General features: G+C 68.2%; 25 protein-coding genes and 1 tRNA gene. 10 read left to right on the top strand and 16 right to left on the bottom strand.

What is annotated here, in order from left to right; genetic code table 11:
- On the bottom strand, positions 1-229 hold a 229-nt coding region (locus K3A85_RS15170), incomplete at its 3' end, for an aquaporin (RefSeq protein WP_225207345.1).
- Positions 226-600: an ArsR/SmtB family transcription factor gene (locus K3A85_RS15165; RefSeq protein ID WP_225207344.1), complete on the bottom strand. Its 375-nt coding sequence runs from the start codon at positions 598-600 to the stop codon at positions 226-228. The genes K3A85_RS15165 and K3A85_RS15170, both read right to left, overlap by 4 nt.
- 158 nt (positions 601-758) lie before the next feature.
- Here K3A85_RS15165 and K3A85_RS15160 point away from each other — a divergent pair, with 158 nt between their 5' ends.
- Positions 759-1595 (top strand): ThuA domain-containing protein, encoded by an 837-nt coding sequence (locus K3A85_RS15160; RefSeq protein ID WP_225207343.1) that lies wholly within the window; start codon positions 759-761, stop codon positions 1593-1595.
- Entirely contained in the window at positions 1592-2005 is a 414-nt protein-coding gene (locus tag K3A85_RS15155; RefSeq protein ID WP_225207342.1) for a nuclear transport factor 2 family protein, read from the top strand. Before K3A85_RS15160 ends, K3A85_RS15155 begins: the two co-directional genes overlap by 4 nt.
- A gap of 74 nt (positions 2006-2079) precedes the next feature.
- Here the strand turns inward: K3A85_RS15155 and K3A85_RS15150 are convergent, their stop codons facing one another.
- The 5 genes from K3A85_RS15150 to K3A85_RS15135 form a co-directional block, all read right to left on the bottom strand.
- Positions 2080-2307 (bottom strand): hypothetical protein, encoded by a 228-nt coding sequence (locus tag K3A85_RS15150; protein WP_225207341.1) that lies wholly within the window; start codon positions 2305-2307, stop codon positions 2080-2082.
- Complete coding sequence (locus K3A85_RS18070; protein ID WP_263624860.1) at positions 2301-2423, bottom strand: hypothetical protein; 123 nt, start codon at positions 2421-2423, stop codon at positions 2301-2303. Before K3A85_RS18070 ends, K3A85_RS15150 begins: the two co-directional genes overlap by 7 nt.
- 66 nt (positions 2424-2489) lie before the next feature.
- Entirely contained in the window at positions 2490-3947 is a 1458-nt protein-coding gene (gene mhpA, locus K3A85_RS15145) for a bifunctional 3-(3-hydroxy-phenyl)propionate/3-hydroxycinnamic acid hydroxylase MhpA (protein ID WP_225207340.1), read from the bottom strand.
- 50 nt (positions 3948-3997) lie between these two features.
- Positions 3998-4837 (bottom strand): fumarylacetoacetate hydrolase family protein, encoded by an 840-nt coding sequence (locus K3A85_RS15140; protein ID WP_225207339.1) that lies wholly within the window; start codon positions 4835-4837, stop codon positions 3998-4000.
- Positions 4834-5853, bottom strand: a complete 1020-nt coding sequence (locus tag K3A85_RS15135) for a VOC family protein (RefSeq protein ID WP_225207338.1) — start codon at positions 5851-5853, stop codon at positions 4834-4836. Before K3A85_RS15135 ends, K3A85_RS15140 begins: the two co-directional genes overlap by 4 nt.
- A gap of 79 nt (positions 5854-5932) precedes the next feature.
- Between K3A85_RS15135 and K3A85_RS15130 the strand changes: the two genes are divergently transcribed.
- Positions 5933-6562 carry a TetR/AcrR family transcriptional regulator gene (locus K3A85_RS15130; RefSeq protein ID WP_225207337.1) on the top strand — a complete coding sequence of 210 codons (630 nt, stop codon included), beginning with the start codon at positions 5933-5935 and terminating at the stop codon, positions 6560-6562.
- Between the two features lie 30 nt (positions 6563-6592).
- On the opposite strand, the gene K3A85_RS15125 is transcribed toward K3A85_RS15130, so the two are convergent.
- Positions 6593-6667, bottom strand: a tRNA-Gln gene (locus tag K3A85_RS15125).
- A 94-nt stretch (positions 6668-6761) separates the two neighbouring features.
- Positions 6762-7604, bottom strand: coding sequence for a glutathione-dependent disulfide-bond oxidoreductase (gene yghU / locus K3A85_RS15120; RefSeq protein ID WP_225207336.1), 843 nt, complete (start codon positions 7602-7604; stop codon positions 6762-6764).
- Positions 7605-7699: 95 nt separating this feature from the next.
- On the opposite strand from yghU, the gene K3A85_RS15115 reads away from it, so the two are divergent.
- On the top strand, positions 7700-8737 hold the full coding sequence (locus K3A85_RS15115) for a DNA topoisomerase IB (RefSeq protein ID WP_225207335.1): 1038 nt from the start codon (positions 7700-7702) through the stop codon (positions 8735-8737).
- 418 nt (positions 8738-9155) lie between these two features.
- The gene (locus K3A85_RS15110) at positions 9156-10115 is read left to right on the top strand and encodes a bifunctional helix-turn-helix transcriptional regulator/GNAT family N-acetyltransferase (RefSeq protein WP_225207334.1); all 960 of its coding nucleotides are present in this window, start codon (positions 9156-9158) and stop codon (positions 10113-10115) included.
- 13 nt (positions 10116-10128) lie between these two features.
- On the opposite strand, the gene K3A85_RS15105 is transcribed toward K3A85_RS15110, so the two are convergent.
- The gene (locus tag K3A85_RS15105) at positions 10129-10806 is read right to left on the bottom strand and encodes an HAD-IA family hydrolase (RefSeq protein WP_225207333.1); all 678 of its coding nucleotides are present in this window, start codon (positions 10804-10806) and stop codon (positions 10129-10131) included.
- Positions 10807-10868: 62 nt separating this feature from the next.
- On the opposite strand from K3A85_RS15105, the gene glmU reads away from it, so the two are divergent.
- Genes glmU through glmS form a run of 5 tightly spaced genes read left to right on the top strand, consistent with a single transcriptional unit; the run spans position 10869 to position 15247 of the window.
- Positions 10869-12284 carry a bifunctional UDP-N-acetylglucosamine diphosphorylase/glucosamine-1-phosphate N-acetyltransferase GlmU gene (gene glmU / locus K3A85_RS15100; RefSeq protein ID WP_225207332.1) on the top strand — a complete coding sequence of 472 codons (1416 nt, stop codon included), beginning with the start codon at positions 10869-10871 and terminating at the stop codon, positions 12282-12284.
- 7 nt (positions 12285-12291) lie between these two features.
- A complete protein-coding gene (locus K3A85_RS15095) occupies positions 12292-12750 on the top strand; it encodes a DUF3291 domain-containing protein (RefSeq protein WP_225207331.1) in 459 nt (152 codons plus the stop codon).
- A 31-nt stretch (positions 12751-12781) separates the two neighbouring features.
- Positions 12782-13036 carry a ribbon-helix-helix domain-containing protein gene (locus K3A85_RS15090; protein WP_225207330.1) on the top strand — a complete coding sequence of 85 codons (255 nt, stop codon included), beginning with the start codon at positions 12782-12784 and terminating at the stop codon, positions 13034-13036.
- A gap of 3 nt (positions 13037-13039) precedes the next feature.
- The gene (locus tag K3A85_RS15085) at positions 13040-13405 is read left to right on the top strand and encodes a type II toxin-antitoxin system VapC family toxin (protein ID WP_225207329.1); all 366 of its coding nucleotides are present in this window, start codon (positions 13040-13042) and stop codon (positions 13403-13405) included.
- Between the two features lie 18 nt (positions 13406-13423).
- On the top strand, positions 13424-15247 hold the full coding sequence (glmS, locus tag K3A85_RS15080; protein ID WP_225207328.1) for a glutamine--fructose-6-phosphate transaminase (isomerizing): 1824 nt from the start codon (positions 13424-13426) through the stop codon (positions 15245-15247).
- Positions 15248-15378: 131 nt separating this feature from the next.
- Here the strand turns inward: glmS and K3A85_RS15075 are convergent, their stop codons facing one another.
- The 6 genes from K3A85_RS15075 to K3A85_RS15050 all read right to left on the bottom strand — a co-directional run bounded on the left by K3A85_RS15075 (position 15379) and on the right by K3A85_RS15050 (position 21772).
- Positions 15379-16005, bottom strand: coding sequence for a hypothetical protein (locus K3A85_RS15075; RefSeq protein ID WP_225207327.1), 627 nt, complete (start codon positions 16003-16005; stop codon positions 15379-15381).
- A gap of 452 nt (positions 16006-16457) precedes the next feature.
- Positions 16458-18827: an MSCRAMM family adhesin SdrC gene (locus K3A85_RS15070; RefSeq protein ID WP_225207326.1), complete on the bottom strand. Its 2370-nt coding sequence runs from the start codon at positions 18825-18827 to the stop codon at positions 16458-16460.
- Positions 18828-18874: 47 nt separating this feature from the next.
- Positions 18875-19714, bottom strand: a complete 840-nt coding sequence (locus K3A85_RS15065) for a COG1470 family protein (protein ID WP_225207325.1) — start codon at positions 19712-19714, stop codon at positions 18875-18877.
- Complete coding sequence (locus K3A85_RS15060; protein ID WP_225207324.1) at positions 19711-20220, bottom strand: hypothetical protein; 510 nt, start codon at positions 20218-20220, stop codon at positions 19711-19713. Before K3A85_RS15060 ends, K3A85_RS15065 begins: the two co-directional genes overlap by 4 nt.
- Positions 20217-20888 carry a hypothetical protein gene (locus K3A85_RS15055; protein WP_225207323.1) on the bottom strand — a complete coding sequence of 224 codons (672 nt, stop codon included), beginning with the start codon at positions 20886-20888 and terminating at the stop codon, positions 20217-20219. Before K3A85_RS15055 ends, K3A85_RS15060 begins: the two co-directional genes overlap by 4 nt.
- 275 nt (positions 20889-21163) lie before the next feature.
- Complete coding sequence (locus tag K3A85_RS15050) at positions 21164-21772, bottom strand: hypothetical protein (protein WP_225207322.1); 609 nt, start codon at positions 21770-21772, stop codon at positions 21164-21166.
- Between the last annotated feature and the right edge of the window lie 175 nt (positions 21773-21947).

Raw genomic sequence — 21947 nt, 5'->3', positions numbered from 1 at the left:
CGCCGAGCAGGCGGAAGACGAGCGTCACTGCCGGGTTGAAGTGCGCTCCCGAGATCGGCCCCAGCATCGTGATCAGCACGAAGAGCATGGCGCCGGTGGCGATGGTGTTGCCGAGCAGCGCAACCGCGACATTGCCCTGCGCGAGGCTCTCTCCCATCACGCCCGAGCCGATCACGGTGGCAAAGAGCAGGAAGCTGCCGACGGCCTCGGCGAGGATCGGGCGGGTCATGCCGCGTCGCAATCGCTGGCTGCGGGCGTGCTGCAATCGGGAAGGCCACAGTCGGGAATGGCCACCCCGCAGTCGGCGCCGCCGCAGCAATTTTCGGTGAGATAGCCGACCAGTGCGCTCATCGCGGCCAGTTCGGCGCGATAGATGATCGAGCGGCTGCGGCGTTGCTGGCTGACCAGCCCCGCATGGGCCAGCTGCGCGAGGTGGAAGCTGAGCGAGGACGGCGGCACGCCGAGCCGCGCCGACAGTTCGCCGGCCGGCAGGCCTTCGGCGCCGGCCTGGACCAGCAGGCGGAAGGCGGCAAGGCGATGCTCCTGCGCGAGCGCGCCGAGCGCGCGGACGACGGGGCCGGCGGTGAGGTTGCTTTCCATATTTTGACCTTTGCCGAAATATCGCAGTGCGGTCAATTGGGCGCGGCATGGCGATGACCGCCGGGCCCCGTGCGGCGGGACGAGCGGGTGAGCCGAGGGAGCGCGGGCCTATCCAAAGTGGGCATCGCGCGGTCTTGCGGGCGTGGTAGCAAGGCCCCATGCCGACGATCGACTACCACGCGCCGCTCCGGGTCCTTGCCGCCGTGCGCGGCCATCCCTTCGACCGCAACGCCTATGCCGCGCTGTTCGACGACATGGCGGGCATCGCCGTCACCTTCGTCGACCAGCCCGCCGCATCGCTGCTGCTGCGGCCAGAGCTTGCCGACAGCTTCGACGTGGTGCTCCTCTACGACATGCCGGGGATCGACTTCCACGGGCCGGTCGCCGGCGCTCCCGTGCCGATGCCCGATGCCCTGCGCGCCGGGCTGCCGGCGCTGCTCGAGCGCGGCATCGGCGTGGTCGCGACGCACCATGCCCTTGCCGGCTGGCCGGCCTGGGACGGCTATGCCGAAATCCTCGGCGGGCGCTTCCTCTACCGCGCCGCCGGCTTGCGTGGGGAGGAGCGGCTCGATTCGGGCTACCGCCACCAGGTGTCGTACACGGCAGAGGTCGTCGCGCCCGATCACCCCGTGATGGCCGGCATCCCGTCAAGTTTTGCCATGACCGACGAACTCTATCTCGCCGAAGTGTTCGAGGACGAGGTCGTGCCGCTGCTGCGTTCGAACTACGGCTTCGTGCGCGACAACTTCCATTCGGCCACGGCGGCGATCGAGGGGCGCATGTTCAGCAACGAGGGCTGGGACCATGCGCCGGGCAGCAACCTGATCGGCTGGGCCAAGCGCGCCGGCAACAGCCCGCTGGTCTATCTCCAGCCCGGAGACGACGCGGCGACCTATGCCAACCCGGTCTATCGCCAGCTCATCGAGAACGCCATCCGCTGGACCGCTTCGGCGGACGGCAGGGCTTGGGCGCGGGGGCCCGGCTCGAACCGATGAACATCGATCGCCTCGACCAGGTCCGCACGCTCGTCACGCGGATCTACGATCTTGCCGGCGCGGGCGATCTCGATGCGATTGGCCCATTGCTGAGCGACGACTTCGTGTTCACCGAAGCGGACGACCTGCCCATCGGCGGCACGTATCGGGGCTTTGCCGGCTACCGCGCGGTCTGGGGCGAGATCGGTCGGCGCTGGTCGAGCGTCGCCTCGCAGGTGATCGACCTTACGGTTTCGGAGAACCGGGCGATCGGGCTTATCGAGCTGAAGGTGGTCTCGGCCCAGCACGGCAGCAGCCATGTGCTGAGCATCGCCGAGGCGTTCGAAATCACGCCCGACCTCAAGGTGCGCTCCTTGCGCCCGTTCTATTTCGACAGCGCAGAAGCTGCGCGCTCGCTGGCGCTGGACTGACGTATCACCGCGGCACCAGCCGTAGCGGGATCGAGGCTATGCCGCGCAGCAGGTTGTTGCGTGCATAGACGGGCTCACCGCCTTCGATCCGGTCGTCCCCGGGCGACCACTTTGTATCGCGTGATGTCGAACCGTTCGTGCTCGTCCCGGCGGCGCTCGTCGCGATTGCCCGAGGCATAGAGCAGCAGGGCCCGCGTGCCCGCCGGAAGCTGCGTGGCTCCGACCTCGCAGGCGGTGGTGGTGAGGCGGGTAAAGCCGCGGATCGGCGATCCGAGGCTGGGGCCGAGGTAACCGATCAGCATCGTCGAGGCATGTGGACCACCGGGCCGAGCGCTCGCAACTGTGCATATACTGCATAGGGCGCGAGGGTTTCGGCGTCCGCATAGATGTCGATATCGAGCGTCGGGATCGCGGTCATCGGGTTCCTGCCGGTTGCGCCGGGCCGGCGACGGGCCGGGGCCCGGGAGCGAGGAGCCGCAGGCGCCTAGGCCTGTTGCAGTTCCCCGCCGACAAGGGCAGCGTCCCACCGCGCCGCAAGATCGCCGGGTGACCCGGTGCCGAAAACGTAGCGATCCGGGCGGACCAGCACGGCCTCGGCCTGATGAAGGTCGAGCCAGGCAGCAAGGGTGGGGGCGAAAGCGGAGAACCTCGGCGTATCGAGGTCCTCACGTGCGATCAGCCAGTGGCCGAGGCCGAGCGCATCGTCGAGCCGGCGGCCCCGCGGACAAAGCGGTTGCGGGAAGTAGCTCCCGGCGCCTGGGCTCCCGGTGAGAATCGCGCCGGTCGAGATCGGGGGATAGTCTGCGGGTCCGTCGGGCAGCTTGCCGAGCGCGCGGGCGAGGCGAAACTTGGTGTCGCGCACGAAGGCGCCCCAGCGACTGGTGGTGCAGACCATCCGTCCCATCATCACCGCCATGTCGATCGTCGCGCGCAAGTTCGGCGCGCGCTCGGGCTGGTAGCTGTCGAGCAGATCGTCCCCGGCATCGCCCCCGATCACCGAGGCGAGTTTCCAGGCAAGATTGGCGGCATCGCGCAGGCCCGAGCACATGCCTTGTCCGGCAAAAGGCGGGGTCTGATGCGCCGCGTCGCCTGCCAGCAGTACGCGGCCCTTGCGCCATTGCGATGCGATCCGGGCGCGGAAGGTATAGACCGCCTTGCGTTCGATCCGCACTGCGTCCGCAACGTCCCAGGGGGCGAGCAGGGTTTCGATGAAGGCATCGTCGCTGACCTTCTCGGCCGTCTCGCCGGGCTTGATCATGAATTCCCAGCGGTGGCGGCCTTCGCCCATCAGCACGCAGGTGGTCGGGCGCGCGGGATCGCAGATCTGCAGGTTGGCGGACGGCAAGCGGCTTGCATCGTCGACCAGGACATCGACCACCAGCCAGGGTTCCTCGAAAGCGAGGTCGTCGAAGGCGATCCCGGCGGCTTCGCGCACGGGCGAGCGCGCGCCGTCGGCACCGACAAGATAACGCGCCCGGATCTCGCGCGGGCCTTCGGGCGTCGAGAGTTGTGCGGTCACGCCCGCTGTGTCCTGGCTGAACCGCTCGATCGTCCAGCTTGGATGAAGCGCGGCGGTATCGCAGCTTGCGAGCGAGGTTCGCAAGGCCGCCTCGACCGAGGGCTGGTGGATCATGTTCGCGCCGGGCCAGCCGCCCGCCGCCATGCGGTCAGTGCGATCGAAGCGCAGCAGGACTTGCCCGCGCGCGTTGAGAAAGTCGTAGCGCGGTGTTCGCCGGCTCGTCGCGAATACCGCATCGGCCGCACCCGCTTCCTGCAGGATGCGCATGCCTTCGTGGTCGATGTGCGCGGCGCGGGGAAGCGGATAGATGCCGGCTTCCTTCTCGGCCACGATCACCCGCACGCCGCGGCGCGCCAGCAGGATCGCGAGCGTGACGCCGGTCGGCCCGCCGCCGGCGATCAGGACGTCGCAGTCGAATTCCATCGGCTTACCCCTCCCAAGGCTGCCCGCATCGTTTCGACGTCGGGGACGGTTCAGCCCTCGGCCACCATCGTCCCTTCGATGTGGCCGATCCCGTCGACCTCGCAGCGCACGACGTCGCCCGGCTGCAGGAAGCGTCGCGGATCCATCGCTGCGCCGACCCCTCCCGGCGTGCCCGTGAACAGGCAGTCGCCCGGCTCCAGCGTCATGCCCACGGAGAGATGTTCGACCTGTTGCCAGATGTCGAAGACGAGGTGGCGGGTGTTCGAATCCTGCCGCTTCTCGCCATTGACGAAGCAGCGCAGGCCGAGCGCGTGCGGGTCGCCGATCTCGTCGGCGGTGACGATCCACGGACCCATCGGGGCGTGGGTGTCGAAGCTCTTACCGAGCGACCATTGCGGTCCGGCATGTTGCCACATGCGTTCGGTGACGTCGTTGCCGACGCAGTAGCCGAACACTGCGGCAGGCGCGTCGGCGGCTGCGATGTGCTTGCCGCCATCACCGATCACCGCGACGAGCTCGACTTCGTAGTCGGCGGTCATCGTGCCGCGCGCAATCTCGATCCCGGCGTAGGGCGCGTTGACGCTGGTCTGCGCCTTGGTGAACCAGACCTGCCGCTCGGGCGTCGCCATGTTCGATTCGGCGATATGATCGGCATAGTTCAGCCCGATCGCGAAGATCTTGCCCGGGCGCTGGACCGGCGCCTCGAGCCGTACGCTGGCGAGCGGCACGCCGCCGCCGGCTGCCGCCTTCGCCTCCAGATCGGGCTTCAGCGCATCCCAGGCGCGGATGAGGTCGATCATCGTGCCTTCGACACCGGTGTCGATCACCCGGTCGCCGACGACGATGCCGGTGCGGGTCTGTCCTTCGTGGGTATAAGTCGCGAGCTTCATGCGGGCTGACCTTTCGGCTGGCGGCGGAACAGGCGCTTGAGGCGCAGCTGCAGCGCGGTGATCGTGGAAACAATGGCGGGGGGCGGTGCAACGGCGCCGGCGAACATCGGGTGCGGGCTGCCCCATTGCACTGCGAGCAGCGCGCTCATCGGCAACTTCTGCGGCGGATCGGCTGCGGTTAAGAGGTCGCCGTCGGTCCAGTGTTCGAGCTCGTTGCCGAACGGGTCCTTCCAGTAATCGAAGATCTGGCTGCCCATGACGTGCCGCCCGACGCCCCAGGCGGCGCGGTACTTGCGCGCCTTGAGATGGTCGTGACCGAGCATGAGGTCGTCGAGATTGGCGACTTCGAACGCTGCGTGAAGCAGGCCGAGCTTGCCCGGCAACTGGGCCAGGAAGATGGTATGGTGATCGGCAAGCTTGTCGCCGCGGTCGCAGCGCATGAAGGCGCCGAGCGGCACGTTCTTCGCGGCTTCGACCTCGTCCGAGGTCAGGAAGCCGAAGCGCTCCTTGTACCACGCCTCGGAGCGGCGGAAGTCGCTGACCTTGAGCACGGCGTGGCCGATCCGGCGGACATGCGCCGGTGCGGGGGTGAGGCGGATGGGCTCGCGCTGTCTGACCTTGAGCGCGGCGGTGTTGAAGGCTTGTGCGAACGGCGCCGGGGCTGGTGCTTCGACCTGCTGGCCGGCGACCACTTCGACGCCGTAGCCGTCGGGATCGATAAGGCGGACGATGCTTCCGCCGCCGGGCTCGGCGAGGCGTTCGACCGCGACGCCCTCGCTTTGTGCGAGGCGCTCGAGATCCTCGATGGAGGCCGCGCGCAAGCCGATGGCGAGAAACTTCGCCTCGCCGGGTTCGGTGACGTGGACGAAGGGGCGGCCATCGCTGCCCTTGCCATAGAGGCGACCGTCCGCGTCGAACACCGTCATCCCGAAATCCTCGAGAAAGGTGCGCATTGCGCCAAGGTCGGGTGCGGCAAAGCGCACGTGGGCGATGTCCTCGACCTTGATCACTGGCATGTCCTGTCCCGCCGACTCTGTTCTGACTATTTGGTCAATGTGATTGCAAATGACCGTCTGGTCAAGTAGCGAAAGCGCGATGGCCAGCCGCTCCGATCTTTCGCCCCGCGCTGCGCGCACGCGCGCCGCGCTGATCGCGGCGGGCTTCGACCTTCTTGCCCGCAAACCGATCGATGCGATCCCGATCGACGAGGTCGTGGCGCTGGCCGGAGTCGCCAAAGGCAGCTTCTTCAATCACTTTGCGGACAAGCCCGCGTTTGCCGACGCGATCGCCGCCGAAGTGCGGCTCGAGCTCGAAGAACAAGTGGACCGCGCTAATGCGGAGATTGCCGACCCGGTCGCGCGGATCGCCGGAGGCATGCGCGTCGCCGCCGCCTTTGCCCGAGCGCACCCGACGCGGGCCACGGTCCTGCTGCGCAGCGCGGGCCGTTCGACCGACCGCAGGCATCCGCTCAACCGCGGGCTTTCCGCCGATTTCGCTGCGGCCATCGCCCAGGGACGGTTGCGGGCCGAGGCAGAAGAACTCGGCGTGGTCTACTGGCTCGGCCTGTGCCAGGTCCTGATGACCAACCTGCTCGAACAGCCCTGCGACGAGCCGGGCGCCGAAGCCCGCGTGACGGCCATGATCGCAATGGGCCTTGCCGGCCTCGGCGTCGCGGACCGTGCTGCGGGGACGGGGGCGGGGGCGGCGATTACACGTCCGGGCTGAGCTGGCCGGAATGTCACGGCTGGAACGACCTGGCTGGGGCGGCAGGATTCGAACCTGCGAATGCCGGTACCAAAAACCGGTGCCTTACCACTTGGCGACGCCCCAGCAGGAGGCGCGCTTATACTTGGCTTTCGCGTGGTGAAAAGGGGGCTTGTGGGGTGGCCTTGGGGGCAGGCCGGGAGGGCCTGCCCCGTACGGCTCAAGCCTTTGCGAGCGCGTCGAAATCGGCGGCCGAGTGACGCTCGGCGATGCCCTTCTGGATGTTGTTGACGAGCCGCCCGCGCTGCGCGCCCGGCCTTGCGTCGATCTCCTTCACCCAGCGCCCGACGTTCTCGTATTCGTGCATCGACAGGAACGTCGCCGCATCGCCGTAGGCCTGGCCGTTGTAGAGCAGCCCGAACCACGCGTAGGTCGCGATGTCGGCGATGGTGTAGTCGTCTCCGGCAAGGAAGCGCGTCTCGCCGAGGCGGCGGTCGGCGACCGAGAACAGGCGCTTGGTTTCCATCGCGTAGCGGTTGATCGGGTATTCGAACTTCTGCGGGGCATAGGCGTAGAAGTGGCCGAAGCCGCCGCCGATGAACGGGGCCGAGCCCATCTGCCAGAACAGCCACGACAGCGTCTCGGCGCGGCCCTTGGCGTCGGTCGGCAGGAAACGCCCAAACTTTTCAGCGAGGTGGAGCAGCATCGCGCCCGATTCGAACAGGCGGATCGGTTCAGGGCCGCTGCGGTCGACCATCGCCGGGATTTTCGAGTTGGGGTTCACGTCGACGAAGCCGGTGGTGAACTGGTCGCCTTCGAAAATCTTGATCAGCCAGGCATCGTATTCGGCCTCGCTAACGCCCGCCTCGAGCAGTTCCTCGAGCAGGATGGTGACCTTCTGCCCATTGGGCGTGCCGAGCGAATAGAGCTGGAAGGGATGCTCGCCCACCGGCAGCTCGGCCTCGCGCAGCGGCCCGGCGACCGGACGGTTGAGATTGGCGAAGACACCGCCGTTGGGCTGGTCCCAGGTCCAGACCTTGGGGGGAACGTATTCTTCCGACATGGGATCGATCCTTGCTGGCAGGTGAACGCAACGCGACGGGGGGAAGTTGGGGGGCAGGGGCAGGAACCGCAAGGGGGCTGTCCCGTTCGCCGGAGATGGACAGCAAACCCCAGGCGCTGCGTTTCGGCAAGACCCGGCTGATCTACGTCGACGATTCCTTGCCCGGCATCCGCCGCCGCCGCTGCGGGCGGGGCTGGGGCTACTGGGACGCGCAGGGCCAGCGCATCACCGACCGCGACGAGATCGACCGCCTCAACGCCATCGGCCTGCCGCCCGCCTATGGCGAGACCTGGTTCTGCCCCGCCGCCAACGGCCATATCCTGGCGACCGGGATCGATGCCAAGGGGCGCAAGCAGTATCGTTATCACCCCGAGTTCCGCACCGCGCGCGAAGGCGAGAAGTTCGACGGTTGCGCCCGCTTCGGCCACCTGCTGCCGCTGGTCAGGAAGCGCGTCGAGGACGACCTCGCCGCGCCCAGGCTGACGCGCGAGCGGTGCATCGCCTCGGTCGTGCGGCTGCTCGACACCGGCGGCATCCGCATCGGCAACGAGGCTTATGCCAAGGCCAACGAAAGCTTCGGCGCGACGACGCTGCGCATGGACCACGCAGCGGTGAAGGGGCAGGTGCTGCGGCTGCGGTTCAAGGCCAAGTCGGGCAAGCTGCGCGAAATGCGCATTTCCGATCGCAGCCTCGTCCGCTTCGTCAAGAAGATGCAGGACCTGCCGGGCCAGCACCTGTTCCAGTACCTCGACGAGCATGGCGAGGCTTGTCCCGTAGGCTCGGCCGACGTCAACGGCTACTTGCGCGAGACGATGGGCGAGGACTTCACCGCCAAGCATTTCCGCACCTGGCACGCGAGCGCGCTGGGCTTCGAACTGCTCGCCGGCGCGCGCGAGAAGGTGCCGCTCAAGGCCTTGCTGCTCGAGGTGTCCGAGCGGCTGGGCAACACGCCGGCGATCGCGCGCAAGTCGTACATCCACCCCGCCGTGCTCGCGCTGGTCGAGACGCAGGAGACCTGGCGCGAGGCCTTGCGCCTGCCGCGCGCGACGCGCTGGCTGAGCCGCGCCGAACGCGGGTTGATCGCGCTGCTGGAAGAGGGCCCGCGCGCGGCCGAGCTGCTCAAGGCGGGATAGGGCAAGGGCCCACAAGTTGACAGAGTTGACACTGTTCAGCGGTGTATTTTCGCCCCCCTCTTCGGGTGGGCCCGCGCCGGGCGGCAAATGGCAAAGTTGACAGAGTTGACACTGTCCAAGGGTGAGCTTTCGCCTCTCCTTTCGGGCGGGTCCGCGCCGGGCGACAAGGGGCCAGGTTGACGGGGTTGACACAGTCCAGGGGTGGCGTTCGCAGGGGCCTGCACCGCGTTCGAGGACGCGATGCCGAAGGCATGGAATCAACGGTTTGAAAGAGCATGGTGGCGGCAGTTCTACGCGCCCGGCGGCCTGTAGGAAAGCGCCCTAGATCATTGCATATGCAAGCTACGCGCCTGACCATTCCGGGCTTGACGGCACGGCAATTCCATATCACGTTATATAACACGATATGGAGATGCATATGGCAGACGTTCTCGCGGACATGGGGCCCTCGTTTCTCGGCAGTCGCCTGCGCCGTCTGGCCGAGCGTCTCCAGTCCGGCGCGACCCAGGTGATCGACGAGGCCGGGCTGCCGTTGCAGCCGGCGCACATGGTCGTGCTCGCGGCGCTGCGGACCGGGCCGATGACGGTCGGCCAGCTCGCCGAGGCGGCGGGGATCAGCCAGCCGGGCATGACGCGCAGCATCGGCCAGCTCGAGCAGCAGGGGATCGTCGCCGAGGAACCGGGCGGCGATCAGCGCACCCGGCGGATGGCGCTGACGCCGGCCGGGCGCGAGGCAGCACGGCGCGCCGCTGCCGACATGTGGCCGCGGATCGGCATGGCGGTGGAAGACATCCTGGGCGAGGGCACGCGGCGGTTCATGGCCGAGCTGGCGGCGATCGAGCGCGCGCTCGATGCGGCCTCGATCGCCGAGCGCGCGAGCCGGATGACGCCGCAGGGCCTGACCTTGCTGGAATACGACGACACGCTGGCGGCCGATTTCCACGACATCAACGCGCAGTGGATCACCGCGATGTTCGCGCTCGAGCCGACTGATCGCGACGTGCTGGAAAACCCGCGCGCGCGGATCATCGATGGTGGCGGCACGATCCTGTTCGTCGCCGCGCCCGGCTTGGGCGTGGTCGGCACCTGCGCGCTGCAGCAGACCGGCAAGGGCAAGTTCGAGCTGACCAAGATGGGCGTGCGCGAAAGCGCGCGGGGGTTGAAGGCGGGGGAATTCCTGCTTGCCGCGATGATCGAGCGCGCCCGTGCGATGGGCGCCGAGCTGCTGTACCTCCTGACCAACCGGCGCTGCGAGGCCGCGGTCCATCTTTACGAGAAGCTGGGCTTCGTCCACGACGCGCAGATCATGGCCGATTATGGCGCGCGCTACGAACGCTGCAACGTGGCGATGCGCTATCCATTGCCAGGGAGAATGTGAAGGAGGGCCGCGCTCACCCCCGCCCGATCGCCTCCAGCGCGGGGATGAGGTCGTCGAAGTGGTCGATCGCCGCGTCGGCGCCGAGGTCGTCGGGGGGCACGTCCCAGTAGCCGAAGCGGCAGGCGACGACGGGGAGGCCGGCGGCGCGGGCGGCGCCGATGTCGAAGGTGGTGTCGCCGACGAAGGCGCCGCGCGTGCCGCCGCAGCGCGCCATCATTTCGTGCAGCATGTCGGGCGCGGGCTTGGCGCGGCCGGGGCCCAGTGTGTCGCCGCCGATCACGCAGGCGAAGCGATCGAGCAGGCCGAGTTCGTCGAACAGGCGCACGGCGAGGCGCTCGGGCTTGTTGGTGGCGATGGCGAGCTTCACCCCGCGTGCAGCGAGCGCGTCGAGCATCGCCTCGCCGCCGGGGAACAGGCGTGAATGAACGGCAATGTTGGCGGCGTAGGAGGCGAGCAGGCCGGCCTGCAGTTCGGGGAAGGCGGCCTCGTCCACCCCGCCGCTCGCGACGAGCGCGTTGCGCAGCATCTGTGTGGCGCCGCCACCGATGAAGCGGCGCACTTGCGCCAATGGCACGGGCGCGCGACCGGCAAGCGCGAGCGCGTGGTTGAGCGCGTTGCCGAGATCCTGCGCGGTATCGAGCAGGGTGCCGTCGAGATCGAAGCCGACCACGTCGAATGAGAAATGCGTCATGTTGCGCGCACGTGCCGGGCCGTTCTGGAAACTGCAAGCAAATGCTGGCAATAGCCCGTGCCATGACCCAGGCTTCCTCCCCGCCCGCCGCTCCTCTCGCCGCTCCTCTCGCCGCCCCCCTCGCGGCCCCTCTCGCAATCGTCGTGCTCGCTGCGGGCAAGGGCACCCGCATGAAGAGCGAGCTGCACAAGGTGCTCCATCCGATCGCCGGGCGGCCGATGCTGATGCACCTGCTGGCAAGCGCGGCGCAGCTCGCGCCCGAGCGGCAGGTGGTGGTGGCAGGCCACGGCCGCGAGCAGCTCGAAAAGGCATTGGGCGGCGCGGCGACGATCGCGGTGCAGGACCCGCAGCTCGGCACGGGGCACGCGGTGCAGCAGGCCGAGGGCGCGCTGCAGGGCTTCGGCGGGGATGTGCTGATCCTTTATGGCGACGTGCCGTTCGTGCGCGCCGGGACGATGCGCGCGATGCTGGAGCGGCTGCACGGGGATGACAATCCGGCGGTGGTGGTGCTGGGCTTCGAGCCGGCCGACACGCTGCAGTACGGGCGCGTGATCGCGCACGATGGCGTGGTGGCCAAGATGGTCGAGCACAAGGACGCGACCGAGGAAGAGCGGGCCTGTCGCTTGTGCAATTCGGGGCTGATGGCGGTGCGCGGCGCCGATCTGTTCGGCCTGCTGGCGCGCGTTGGCAACGACAATGCGCAGGGCGAATACTATTTGACCGACATCGTCAACGTGGCGAACGGCGACGGGCGCGTCTGCGCGGTGGTGGTCACCGACGATGCCGACGAGGTCATGGGCATCAACAGCCGCGGCGAGCTGGCGGTGGCCGAGGCGCGCTGGCAGGACAGGCGCCGCGCCGCCGCGATGGCCGACGGGGCGACGCTGGTCGCGCCCGAAACGGTGTGGTTCGCCTGGGACACGCAGGTCGGCCGCGACGTGACGATCGAGCAGAACGTGGTGTTCGGCCCGGGCGTGACGGTGGCCGACAATGTCGTGATCCACGCCTTCAGCCATGTCGAAGGGGCGAGCCTGGCAAGCGGCGTATCGATCGGGCCGTTCGCGCGGATCCGTCCCGGCTCGGTGCTGGAAGAGGACAGCAAGATCGGCAACTTCGTCGAGATGAAGGCGGCGCGGCTGGGCAAGGGGGCCAAGGCCAGCCACCTGACCTACCTCGGCGATGCGGAGGTGGGCGAGGGCGCCAACATCGGGGCGGGCACGATCACCTGCAACTACGACGGCTATTTCAAGCACAAGACGGTGATCGGCCCGCGCGCGTTCATCGGCTCTAACTCGGCGCTGATCGCGCCGGTCAAGATCGGCGCCGACGCGATCGTGGCGGCGGGCAGCGCGGTCAGCCGCGATGTCTCGGACGGCGAGCTGCGGCTGGTGCGCGCCGAACAGCTGATCAAGCCGGGCTGGGCCGACCAGTTCCACGACGCGATGAAGAAGAAGAAGGCGGACAAGGCGAAGGGGTGAGGTCACCATGCCGATCGCCCAGATCAACGTCGCGCGGTTCCGCGTCGCCAAGGACGATCCGGCCAACGCCGACTTCATGGCCGCGCTCGATCACGTGAACGCCATGGCCGAGGCTGCGGACGGGTTCGTCTGGCGGCTGATCGGCGAGGGCGAGGCCAACGACGCGACGGCGATCGAGGCGGTGGCGGGCGATCCCGACTTCATCGTCAACATGTCGGTGTGGCGCGACGTGCCTTCGCTCGAAGCCTTCGCCTATCGCCAGGCGGACCATCGCGCGGTGCTGGCGCGGCGCAAGGACTGGTTCGACCCGATCGAGCCGTCGATGGCGCTGTGGCCGGTGGCGGAAGGCCACGAGCCGAGCGTGGCCGAGGGGCTGGCGATGCTGGCGAAGCTGGGCACGGAAGGGTCAAGCGATGCGGTGTTCACCTTCCGCTGGTGGCGCGAAAACCGGCCCGCCAAGGCTTGACGATATCATGATATGATATCATGATATCGCTATGACCCGCATTCTCGCCGATCTGCCCGACGAAGATATCCGCTGGCTCGATGCGCGCGCTGCCGAGCAGGGCAAGTCCCGCGCTGCGCTGGTGCGCGAGGCGGTGGCGACCTACAAGGCGCAGAGCCCGGCTTCGGGCAGCAAGGAGTGGATCCAGCGCGGCGCCGGGTACTGGAAGAATCGCACGGATATTCGGGACGGCGTCGAGTACCAGCGCGCCATTCGCGAGGATCGTCGCTCCTACGACGACCTCTGATCCGTGTCCGACCCGTTTTTCGACACCAACATCCTGATCGACTGGCTGCTGGATCGCCCGCAAGCGCTGGCGGAGCTCTCGCGCTATGCCCGTCCCCGGATCAGCCGCATCGCCTGGGCCGAAGTTCTCGCCGGCGAGCCGCTCGAGACGCGCGATCATGTCCGCGAGTTAATCGCGCCGTTCGAAATCGTAGAGGTGGACGGACGTATAGCGCTGACGGCGTCGGACATTCGCCATCGCACCCGAATGAAACTGCTCGATGCGCTGATCCTCGCCACCGCGCAGGTGAACGGCGCGATCCTGGTCACCCGCAATATTAAGGACTTCCCGGCCGAGATGCCGGGCATCCGCGTACCCTATACCCTCTAAGCGAAGGCAGTTGCTCCCATGTGCGGAATCATCGGTATCGTCGGCAAGGAACAGGTGGCCGACCGCCTGGTCGATGGGCTCAAGCGGATGGAGTACCGCGGCTACGACAGTGCGGGGATCTGCACGGTCGAGAACGGCGCGCTGGTGCGGCGCCGCGCCGAGGGCAAGCTCGCCAACCTGGTGCTCGAACTTGCACGCAACCCGGCCTCGGGCACGATCGGCATCGCCCATACGCGCTGGGCGACCCACGGCGCGCCGACGACGAGCAACGCCCACCCGCACGCGACCGGCGAAGTGGCGCTGGTCCACAACGGCATCATCGAGAACTTCCGCACGTTGCGCGAGGCGTTGACCGCGCGCGGGCGCAAGTTCGAGAGCGAGACCGACACCGAAGTGGTCGCGCACCTGGTGTCCGAGCAGGTCGAGGCGGGGCTTTCCCCGCAGGAGGCGGTCAAGGCGGTGCTGCCGCAATTGCGCGGCGCCTTCGCGCTCGCCATCGCGTTCCGTGCCCACGACGACATGCTGATCGGCGCGCGGCTGGGTTCGCCGCTGGTGGTGGGCTATGGCGAGGGGGAAACCTACCTCGGTTCCGACGCGCTGGCGCTTGCGCCGCTGACGCAGAAGATCAGCTACCTTGAAGAAGGCGACTGGGTGGTGATCACCCGCGAAGGGGCGCAGATCTTCGATGCGCAGAACAACCCGGTGACGCGCGCGGTGGTCGCCTCGGGCGCGACCGCGGCGGCGATCGAGAAGGGCGAGTTCCGCCACTTCATGCAGAAGGAAATCTTCGAGCAGCCGACCGTGGTGGCGCAGACGCTGCGCAGCTACCTGCGCCGGATCGACCAGACCGTGGCGCTGCCGCAGATCGACTTCGACCTGTCGACGATCAACCGCGTGACCATCGTCGCCTGCGGCACGAGCTTCTACGCGGGGATGGTGGCGAAATACTGGTTCGAGCAGTTCGCGCGCCTGCCGGTCGACATCGACGTGGCGAGCGAGTTCCGTTATCGCGACCCGGTGCTCGAGCCGGGCGGCCTTGCCCTGTTCATTTCGCAGAGCGGCGAGACCGCCGATACGCTGGCGGCGCTGCGCCACTGCAAGGCGGCCGGGCAGACGATCGCCGTCGTCGTCAACGTGCCGACCAGTTCGATGGCGCGCGAGGCCGACCTGCTGCTGCCGACGCACGCCGGGCCGGAGATCGGCGTTGCCTCGACCAAGGCGTTCACCTGCCAGCTGGCGGTGCTGGCGGCGCTCGCCGCGCACCTTGCGGTCAGGCGCGGGCGGCTGTCGCGTGCGGAAGAGGCCGACCTCGTCGACCAGCTGGTCGAGACGCCCGCCGCGCTCAACGCAGCGCTTGCCCACGACGGCGAGATCGCAGCAATGGCGCACCTGATCGCGCCGGCGCGCGACGTGCTGTACCTGGGCCGCGGGCCGGACTATCCGCTGGCGCTCGAAGGCGCGCTCAAGCTCAAGGAAATCAGCTATATCCACGCCGAGGGCTATGCCAGCGGCGAGATGAAGCACGGCCCCATCGCGCTGATCGACGAAGCGGTGCCGGTGATCGTGCTGGCGCCCTCGGGGCCGCTGTTCGAAAAGACCGTCAGCAACATGCAGGAGGTGCGCGCGCGCGGCGGCAAGGTGGTGCTGATCTCGGACGCCGAGGGCATTGCCGAGGCGGGCGAGGGCTGCCTCGCCACGATCGAGATGCCCAAGGTACATCCGCTGATCGCGCCGCTCGTCTATGCCGTGCCGGTGCAGCTGCTCGCCTACCACGTCGCGGTCGCCAAAGGCACCGACGTCGACCAGCCGCGCAACCTTGCCAAAAGCGTCACGGTGGAGTGACGCGACCGGCAAAAGCGCGCGTCACCGTGGAGTGACGCGGCAGGCGAAGCGAAAAGGCCGCCGCGAACCGATGTTCGCGACGGCCTTTCGTCCGTGGATGGTCCGGCGGGGGTGAGCCCGCCGGCGGAGGATCAGGGCATCGACACCGCGTAGGTCACGCGGCCGGCGTTGAGGTTCACGCCGCCGTAGGTGCCGGCTGCGACGATGTTGGTGTTCTTGTAGCTGAAGGTCCACTTGGCATCGAGGTTGGTGACCTTGGTGCCGCTGGTCGGCGTCAGGTTGATGCTGGTCGTCGCGTTGTCGGCCAGCGCCGGGTGGGCCAGCGCGGTCGTGCTGGTGTTGGTCGCCACGCCGACGTTCATCTGCGCCCACGAGATGCTGTCGCCGTTGCCGTTGCTCAGCGGACCGGTGGTGGTCGAAGAGAAGGCGATGGTGCCGTTGTTGCCGGTGACGCGGGCGGTGACAACGCCGCCGGTCAGGTCACCGCCGGTGCCGGCGACCGAGGTGCCATCACCGACGTTGGCGGCGGGCACGGCGAAGACCAGGTTGTCGATGTTGGTGTTGTTGGCAACGTTGGTGCCGGTGCCCACGCGGATGTAGACGAACTTGGGAATGGTGATCGTGAAGTCGAGGCTGGCCGACGCGGTTAGCGGCGAACCCGTGCCGGTCACGAACTTCGATTCCGCGTGCGCGGCCGGGGCCATCGCCACCGATGCGGCCAGCGCGAAAAGCGACGCGCTAAGGATCTTCTTGGTCATCAAACTAGCTCCACACTCTTGCAACCGGCCCCCCCTCATCGGTGGCCTCACTGAGGAAACTGCCCCAAAATGGTTTAAAAGTCATTAATGGTAAATTTTGGACGAGAATGAAATTCGTAAATACACCAATGCCGAGCCGAATTATAACTCTAGTTAGTCCGAAAATATCTTCGGTATAATTTATCAACATTGACTTCCCGTCTTCATGACAAGCGAGGATCGATCAACAAATTATGCCAAATATTGTGAAAGGGTGTTCGCTGTAAAGGTCCCACATTTGACGAAATGATCAAAGTCGAGATCCGTCCATTGTGATTCCATCTCGGACGCCGTCCGCGGCGATTTTGCTGCGCGACAGGCGCGCTCGCCGCCGAAGTCGCGAGCGCGGCGAAAATAGTTAACGTTGATCGTGGCAATCCATTGCGGAGCGGACGGGAGTTAACCGTCCCCGATCATTCCCGCGCGGCAGCGATGTCGAGCTCGGTGACCCTGCGGACGCCCACGTCGACGGTCTGGAGGTAGTAGCTGCGCCCGCCCGGCGCGTCGGGCAGCACGATCGTCCAGGGCAGCGGCAGCGCATCGGCGTTGAGCGTGATGCGGTGCGCGCCCTCGGCGACGTGGTCGAAGCGGTAGTAGCCGTTCTCGTCGGTGCGCACGCCCTGGATGCCGTCGATGAACACCAGCACGCCGGGCGCGCCCTTTTCGTCCGGGTCGCGGCGGCGGTTGCCGTTGGCGTCGAGATAGACCCGCCCGACCAGTTCGCCCGTGCCGGCATAAGGGTAGCGGGTCAGCCCGTTCGAGGGAATCGCGCTGCCCGCCGACATCGAGTAGCGCAAGGTGAGGTAGCCCGCGACCAGCCGGAAGGTGCTTTTCTGGCGGCTGTTCAGATCGTCGGGCAGCGTCCCGATCGGCGACTGCGAGGGATCGCTGAGGCCATAGCGGCTGAGCGTGTTCGAGCGGGTGTTGATGAACGAGGCGATCAGCGACCACTTCGAGGACAGCCGCGCCGACGCGGTGATGTTCGCGGTCAGCGTGCGCCCCGACTGGGTCGAGAGCATGCTGAGGACGCCGCCGCCGGCATCGACCGGCCCGTAGATGCTCGAGGCGAGCGAGCTGGCGCTGTTCGAATAGACCACGCTCGCATCGAAACCGACGCCGCTGAACGGGTTGGCCCCGGCATTGAGCCCGATCGAGACGCTGTTGGTGCTGCCACGGGCAGGCGAGACCTGCGTGCTGTCGATCATCTGCGTTTCGCGCCGGTGGTCGAAGGCGATCTGGGTGGTGAGCCGCGCGCCCGCCGGCAGCGAGGGCGGCAGCTTCCAGTTCTGGTTCCAGCTGAGGCGATAGAGGTCGTAGGTCGGCACGCGGCTCCAGCCCACCTCGGCGCGGGTGGCGCCGAAGCGGTTGGTGAAGTCGACGTAGCCGAGCACTTGCGCCGAGACTTCGCCCTGCGACGCGCGCACTGCCGAGTTGATCCCGACGTCGGTGGTGAAGGTCAGCTGGCGGCGCGCGTCGGCGGTCAGCAGCAGGCCGTCGGTGCCCTTGCCGTCGACCGAGCGGACCGCATCGACGCTGCCGGTCCAGCGCCAGCGCTGCGAGGCGGTGCTGTAGCGGTAATAGCCGCCCCAGGCGTTGCTGATCACCGCCGCGCTGCCCCAGGCGAGGTTGGGGGCGAAATAGTAGAGTCCGCCGGTCTGGGTGGTGCGGCCCGACCGGCGGCTGCCGTCGATCCATGCGCCCGCCGCGATCCCGTTGCTGCCGAGGAACGAGGCGCTGCTGCTGCGCGCCTCGATGTCGGAGACGATGGCGTTGGCCTGAAGGCGCCATCCCGGCGCACGCCAGGCGATGCTGGCGAGGCCCGCGCGCGAGGAGAGCGTCGGCGCCGCGCCGCCCGCACCGCCGAAGATCACGCCATAGGGATCGCGCGAGTTCTCGAGCGCGATGGCCTGGAACGCGCCGGTCAGCGTGGGCGTCAGCTCGGTCTGCGCGCCGCCGGTCGCGGCGATGCCCGAAAGGCCGGTGAAGTTGCCCAGCCGCAGTCCCCCGAACAGGCCCGGCTCGCCCATTGCGAAATTGACGGTGGTGGTCGGCTGCGGGTTCTCGTCGACCTTGGCAAGGTCGATCGGGCGGTAGCGGTTGACCACCAGGTTCGCCCCCAGCAGCGGGGTCGCCGGCATGTAGAAGCGCGGCTGCAGGTTCATCAGCCCCAGCACCGGCGCCGAGAGCGTGCCGACGGTGGCGTCGGCCAGCCAGCCCTTGCCGAGCGAGAAGCGGCGGTCGCTGAGCGCGAGCGTGCCCTGGATCTTGTTGGGGCTGCCCGGGAGGCTGCGCGCGGTGCTGCCCCACCACAGTTCGCCGTCGATCCCCAGCGTGCCCCAGTTGTCGGTCTGGGTGCGCCCCGACAGCGACAGCCCGACCTCGCGCTGGACGCGATCGGCGCCGTTGGTGTCGAGCCCTTCGATGCGCGTGCGCGGCGAGATCAGCGTGCCGCCGAGTTCGGCGACGAGCGAGCGAATGCGGCCGCCGAGCTTGCGTTCGGGCTCGTCGACGCGTTCGGTATCGGGCGCGAGCGAGCCGCCGGCGATCAGCTTGTCGGCATAGGCGGGCTCGCTCTTGTCCTTGCCCTTGGCGTCGTCGTCGGCCCAGATGTCGTCGAAGTTGCCGAATTCGACGCTGGTGTTGGCGCCGGCGCTGGCGTTTTCGTCGGCGTTGCCCGCCGAGGAGAGCCGCACGGTCGTCTGCCCCGCCGCGGGCAGCTGCGGGACCAGCAACGCGCTCGCGACCGCCAGCAGCGAACCGGCATCGCGCCGGAACGGCCGCACGACGGCGCAGACGATCGCAAGATCACGGGACCGGGCGGCAGGCGCCATCAGGGTTCGAACGTGGCCTGGAACGAGAAGGCGGTGACCGAATCGTTCATCGTGCCGCTGACGCGCAGCGGGAAGGCGATCGGATCGGGCTTGACCGGCGGGGCGGCCTTGTCGGCTTCGACCGCATCGTTGCCGTTGTCGACGTTGAGCGCGATGGTCCGCGTCTCGCCCGGCAGGATCGGCAGGGTCGAAGGCGCGAGCTCGCGGCGCACGCCCTTGGCGTCGATGCTCTTGAGGAAGGCCGAGAGCCGGCCGTGCGCCGACCCGGTGTTGCGCACCGAGAGCACCGGGGTCTGCACCCCGTTGATCGTGGCGACGTCGGCCTTGACGATTTCGAGCTTGGGCTTGACCCCGCCGACCGAGACATAGACCAGCACCGCGATCTGCGCCGAGACGGGAAACTCGATCCCGCCCGACTTGATCTTCTCGTCGCGCCCGCCGACGACGATGGCGAAGCGGCATTCGACCGGCGCAGTGCCCGGCGGCGGCGTGACCTCGAAGCGGTAGCGCAGCTGCGATTTGGCCTGGAGAGTCGCGTCGCGGCGCTCGATCGCCACCCAGGGGCGGCAGGAATCGGGCTTGAGCGCGTCGATCGTGCGGACCCCGCCATCGGGATTGAGCTCCCACTCGGCGGTCGAGAACCGCAAGTCGGTGGCGAGCGCCGAGGCGTTCGACAGCTCGACCACGCCGCGCACCGTCTGCCCCGCCTCGGCAGAGAGCTCGAAGCGCGGCGGCGAGACCGAGAGCGCGAACTCCTCGGCGCGGGCGGCATGGGGGAGGACCGACAGGGCGGACGCGAGCGCAAGCGCGCGCACCGGCTTGCGGGTGGCAGACATCATGGATCGACCTCGATTTCGAAGCCGAAGGCGAGCGCCTGCGGCTGGACCAGACGGGTGCTGTCGACCTGCAGCCGCAGGTCGAGCAGGTCGGTGAGCAGCGGGCCCCGCACCGCGCCGTTGTAGACCAGCGCGCGCTCGCCCGAGAGCAGTTGCCCGGGCAGCAGCTTGCCGCCGCTGGTCCAGATCGCGCGCACGCTGGTGCCGGTGCCGCGCGGCAGGACCATGTAGATCCGGCCCGTGCGGCCGATGTAGGGCGCAAGGTTGAGCTGGACGCTGACCTTGGTCCCGGCCTCGACGATGCGGGATCCCGAGTTGCCGGGCTTGGGCAGCCACTTCATCTCGAGATAGGGGTTGAGCACGAACGTGCCGGTATCGTCGACGCGCATCGGCGCGCTGGCGGTGGCGGTGGCGGAGGCGGGGGCGGCACTCGTTTGCGCGCGCGCCGGTGCGGCGACGAGCGGCGCGAGCACGAGCGCGCCGGCAAGGGGCAGGGCGGCGCGGATCACGGCAGCGAGAGCGTGTAGACCGCGCGGCCGGTGTAGGTGCCCGCCGCCGGGATCGTGCTGTTGAAATAGGTGAAGGTCATGCACTGCTCCTCCCAGGTGTTGGGAGAGATCGTGCCGAGCGACTGGGTGCCGCCGTTGAAGGTGCCGTCGGGGAACTGGAACACCGTGTCGCCATTGCCCGACATCGTCCAGCGGATCTGGCTGAACGGGATCGTGCTGGTGCCGCTGGTCAGCGATGCGGGCGTGGTGACGGTCAGCGTCGCGTTGTTGTTGCCATTGGTGCGCGACCATGCGCCGATGTAGACCTGCGCCGGCGGGTTGCAGTAGGCAAAGCCGTCGATCGGGCTTTGCGCGACGGTGCTGTTCGAGGTCATTTCGCGGCTGGTGCCCGAGCCGACGTCGGCGGCGGCGATGGTCACCGAAACGGTGTTGATCGTGGTATTGTTGGCCGGCGTGCCGCCCTGGTTCGACGGGGCGTTGTAGCCGCCCGCGCCGATCTGGAGGAAGATCGCGCGCGAACCCGATGCGATGGTGATGACGTAGGCCTGCGCGACGTCTGGGAGAAGCGCCAGCGCGATCGTTACCGCCGCCGCGGCCGCAGCGCCTGCACCCCGGCGAGCATCGTTCCCGCGCCGCCACCCCCCGTGACTGTGCGCAACCCTGATCATCGTCAATCCCTGTCCCGACCCCGTGCTGCGCCGATCCCGCGGCGCCAACCCGTCATCGCCAATCCGGTTACCGTGCATTGTCGCCTTGGCAGGCGGCGGCTCCACCCCGGCAAAGCCGAAGCAGGTCCGTTCGCGTGCACCGAAATTCTTGCAGAAGCGCGCAGCAGGCGCAAGGCATCTGCGCCGGACAGCGCGATCCGATGGTAAACGGTGTGTCCGGATTTAGAGCTATTTAACGTTCGGTGCGGTCGCGTTCCGAACGCTCGGGAGGGGGCTCAGGGCATCGAAAGCGAATAGATCAGGCGGGTTGGGCCTGGTTCGTCGGCAGGCAGGGGGCGAAGGCCTCCGGTCTTGCGCGGCGCCGTCGGCGCGAGCGAATAGGTCCAGTTCGCATCGAGTTCGGTGATCCGGCCGCGCGTGACCGGCAGCACCCGCGCGCTGCTGGCGTCGTCGACCAGCGAGGGATGCTCGAGCATGTGCACCGCCGCACCGTGATCGGCCGCGACGACGAAGCGCGACCAGCCGCGCCCGAACGCCGCCGCGCTCAGCGACAGGCTGCCCGCGTTGCCCACCACGCGCGCCGAGATCAGCGACCCCGCCGGCGCGGTGCGGGTCCCGGTCGCGCCGGTGGCATCGATCGTGGTGACCGACAGCGTCGGGCTCGAGCCGGGGAGCGCGCCGCCGGTGCCGAGCCGCAGGAACGCGACATTGGGCACGATGATGGTGAAATCGAGGTGCGCGCTCGCCTTGGTCGGGCTCGCCGTGCCGGTCTCGAAGCGCGAATCCGCCCGCACCAGCGCCGGCCAGAGCAGCAGGGCGCCCCCGGTGAGCGACACCAGCAGCGAGGCCGCGGCGGCAAGGCGGCGGGATCGGCGCGGGGACATGGCGCGGAACGGACCTTTCGACATCGGGCGGCAAGAAGCTGCCGGGGCTGCAACGGGCTGCCGGCAATCTGGTGCCGGCCTCCTGCGATCCGGGTGAAGGCATCCCTGCGGATGATTGCGGGGACACGCGGTAACCCTGTTTTTTGCGCGACCGATGTCGTTCTTTCAGGTCCCC

Origin of the sequence: Novosphingobium huizhouense, assembly GCF_020179475.1 — a bacterium.
Lineage (GTDB): Bacteria > Pseudomonadota > Alphaproteobacteria > Sphingomonadales > Sphingomonadaceae > Novosphingobium > Novosphingobium huizhouense.
This window is presented reverse-complemented; position numbering and strand designations above follow the sequence as displayed.

Bases quoted from the DNA above. Each gene is read 5' to 3' on its own strand.
- K3A85_RS15165 (WP_225207344.1), bottom strand. From the start codon at position 600: ATGGAAAGCAACCTCACCGCCGGCCCCGTCGTCCGCGCGCTCGGCGCG.
- K3A85_RS15160 (WP_225207343.1), top strand. From the start codon at position 759: ATGCCGACGATCGACTACCACGCGCCGCTCCGGGTCCTTGCCGCCGTG.
- K3A85_RS15155 (WP_225207342.1), top strand. From the start codon at position 1,592: ATGAACATCGATCGCCTCGACCAGGTCCGCACGCTCGTCACGCGGATC.
- K3A85_RS15150 (WP_225207341.1), bottom strand. From the start codon at position 2,307: ATGCTGATCGGTTACCTCGGCCCCAGCCTCGGATCGCCGATCCGCGGC.
- K3A85_RS18070 (WP_263624860.1), bottom strand. From the start codon at position 2,423: ATGACCGCGATCCCGACGCTCGATATCGACATCTATGCGGACGCCGAA.
- mhpA (WP_225207340.1), bottom strand. From the start codon at position 3,947: ATGGAATTCGACTGCGACGTCCTGATCGCCGGCGGCGGGCCGACCGGC.
- K3A85_RS15140 (WP_225207339.1), bottom strand. From the start codon at position 4,837: ATGAAGCTCGCGACTTATACCCACGAAGGACAGACCCGCACCGGCATC.
- K3A85_RS15135 (WP_225207338.1), bottom strand. From the start codon at position 5,853: ATGCCAGTGATCAAGGTCGAGGACATCGCCCACGTGCGCTTTGCCGCA.
- K3A85_RS15130 (WP_225207337.1), top strand. From the start codon at position 5,933: ATGGCCAGCCGCTCCGATCTTTCGCCCCGCGCTGCGCGCACGCGCGCC.
- yghU (WP_225207336.1), bottom strand. From the start codon at position 7,604: ATGTCGGAAGAATACGTTCCCCCCAAGGTCTGGACCTGGGACCAGCCC.
- K3A85_RS15115 (WP_225207335.1), top strand. From the start codon at position 7,700: ATGGACAGCAAACCCCAGGCGCTGCGTTTCGGCAAGACCCGGCTGATC.
- K3A85_RS15110 (WP_225207334.1), top strand. From the start codon at position 9,156: ATGGCAGACGTTCTCGCGGACATGGGGCCCTCGTTTCTCGGCAGTCGC.
- K3A85_RS15105 (WP_225207333.1), bottom strand. From the start codon at position 10,806: ATGACGCATTTCTCATTCGACGTGGTCGGCTTCGATCTCGACGGCACC.
- glmU (WP_225207332.1), top strand. From the start codon at position 10,869: ATGACCCAGGCTTCCTCCCCGCCCGCCGCTCCTCTCGCCGCTCCTCTC.
- K3A85_RS15095 (WP_225207331.1), top strand. From the start codon at position 12,292: ATGCCGATCGCCCAGATCAACGTCGCGCGGTTCCGCGTCGCCAAGGAC.
- K3A85_RS15090 (WP_225207330.1), top strand. From the start codon at position 12,782: ATGACCCGCATTCTCGCCGATCTGCCCGACGAAGATATCCGCTGGCTC.
- glmS (WP_225207328.1), top strand. From the start codon at position 13,424: ATGTGCGGAATCATCGGTATCGTCGGCAAGGAACAGGTGGCCGACCGC.
- K3A85_RS15075 (WP_225207327.1), bottom strand. From the start codon at position 16,005: ATGACCAAGAAGATCCTTAGCGCGTCGCTTTTCGCGCTGGCCGCATCG.
- K3A85_RS15065 (WP_225207325.1), bottom strand. From the start codon at position 19,714: ATGATGTCTGCCACCCGCAAGCCGGTGCGCGCGCTTGCGCTCGCGTCC.
- K3A85_RS15055 (WP_225207323.1), bottom strand. From the start codon at position 20,888: ATGATCAGGGTTGCGCACAGTCACGGGGGGTGGCGGCGCGGGAACGAT.
- K3A85_RS15050 (WP_225207322.1), bottom strand. From the start codon at position 21,772: ATGTCCCCGCGCCGATCCCGCCGCCTTGCCGCCGCGGCCTCGCTGCTG.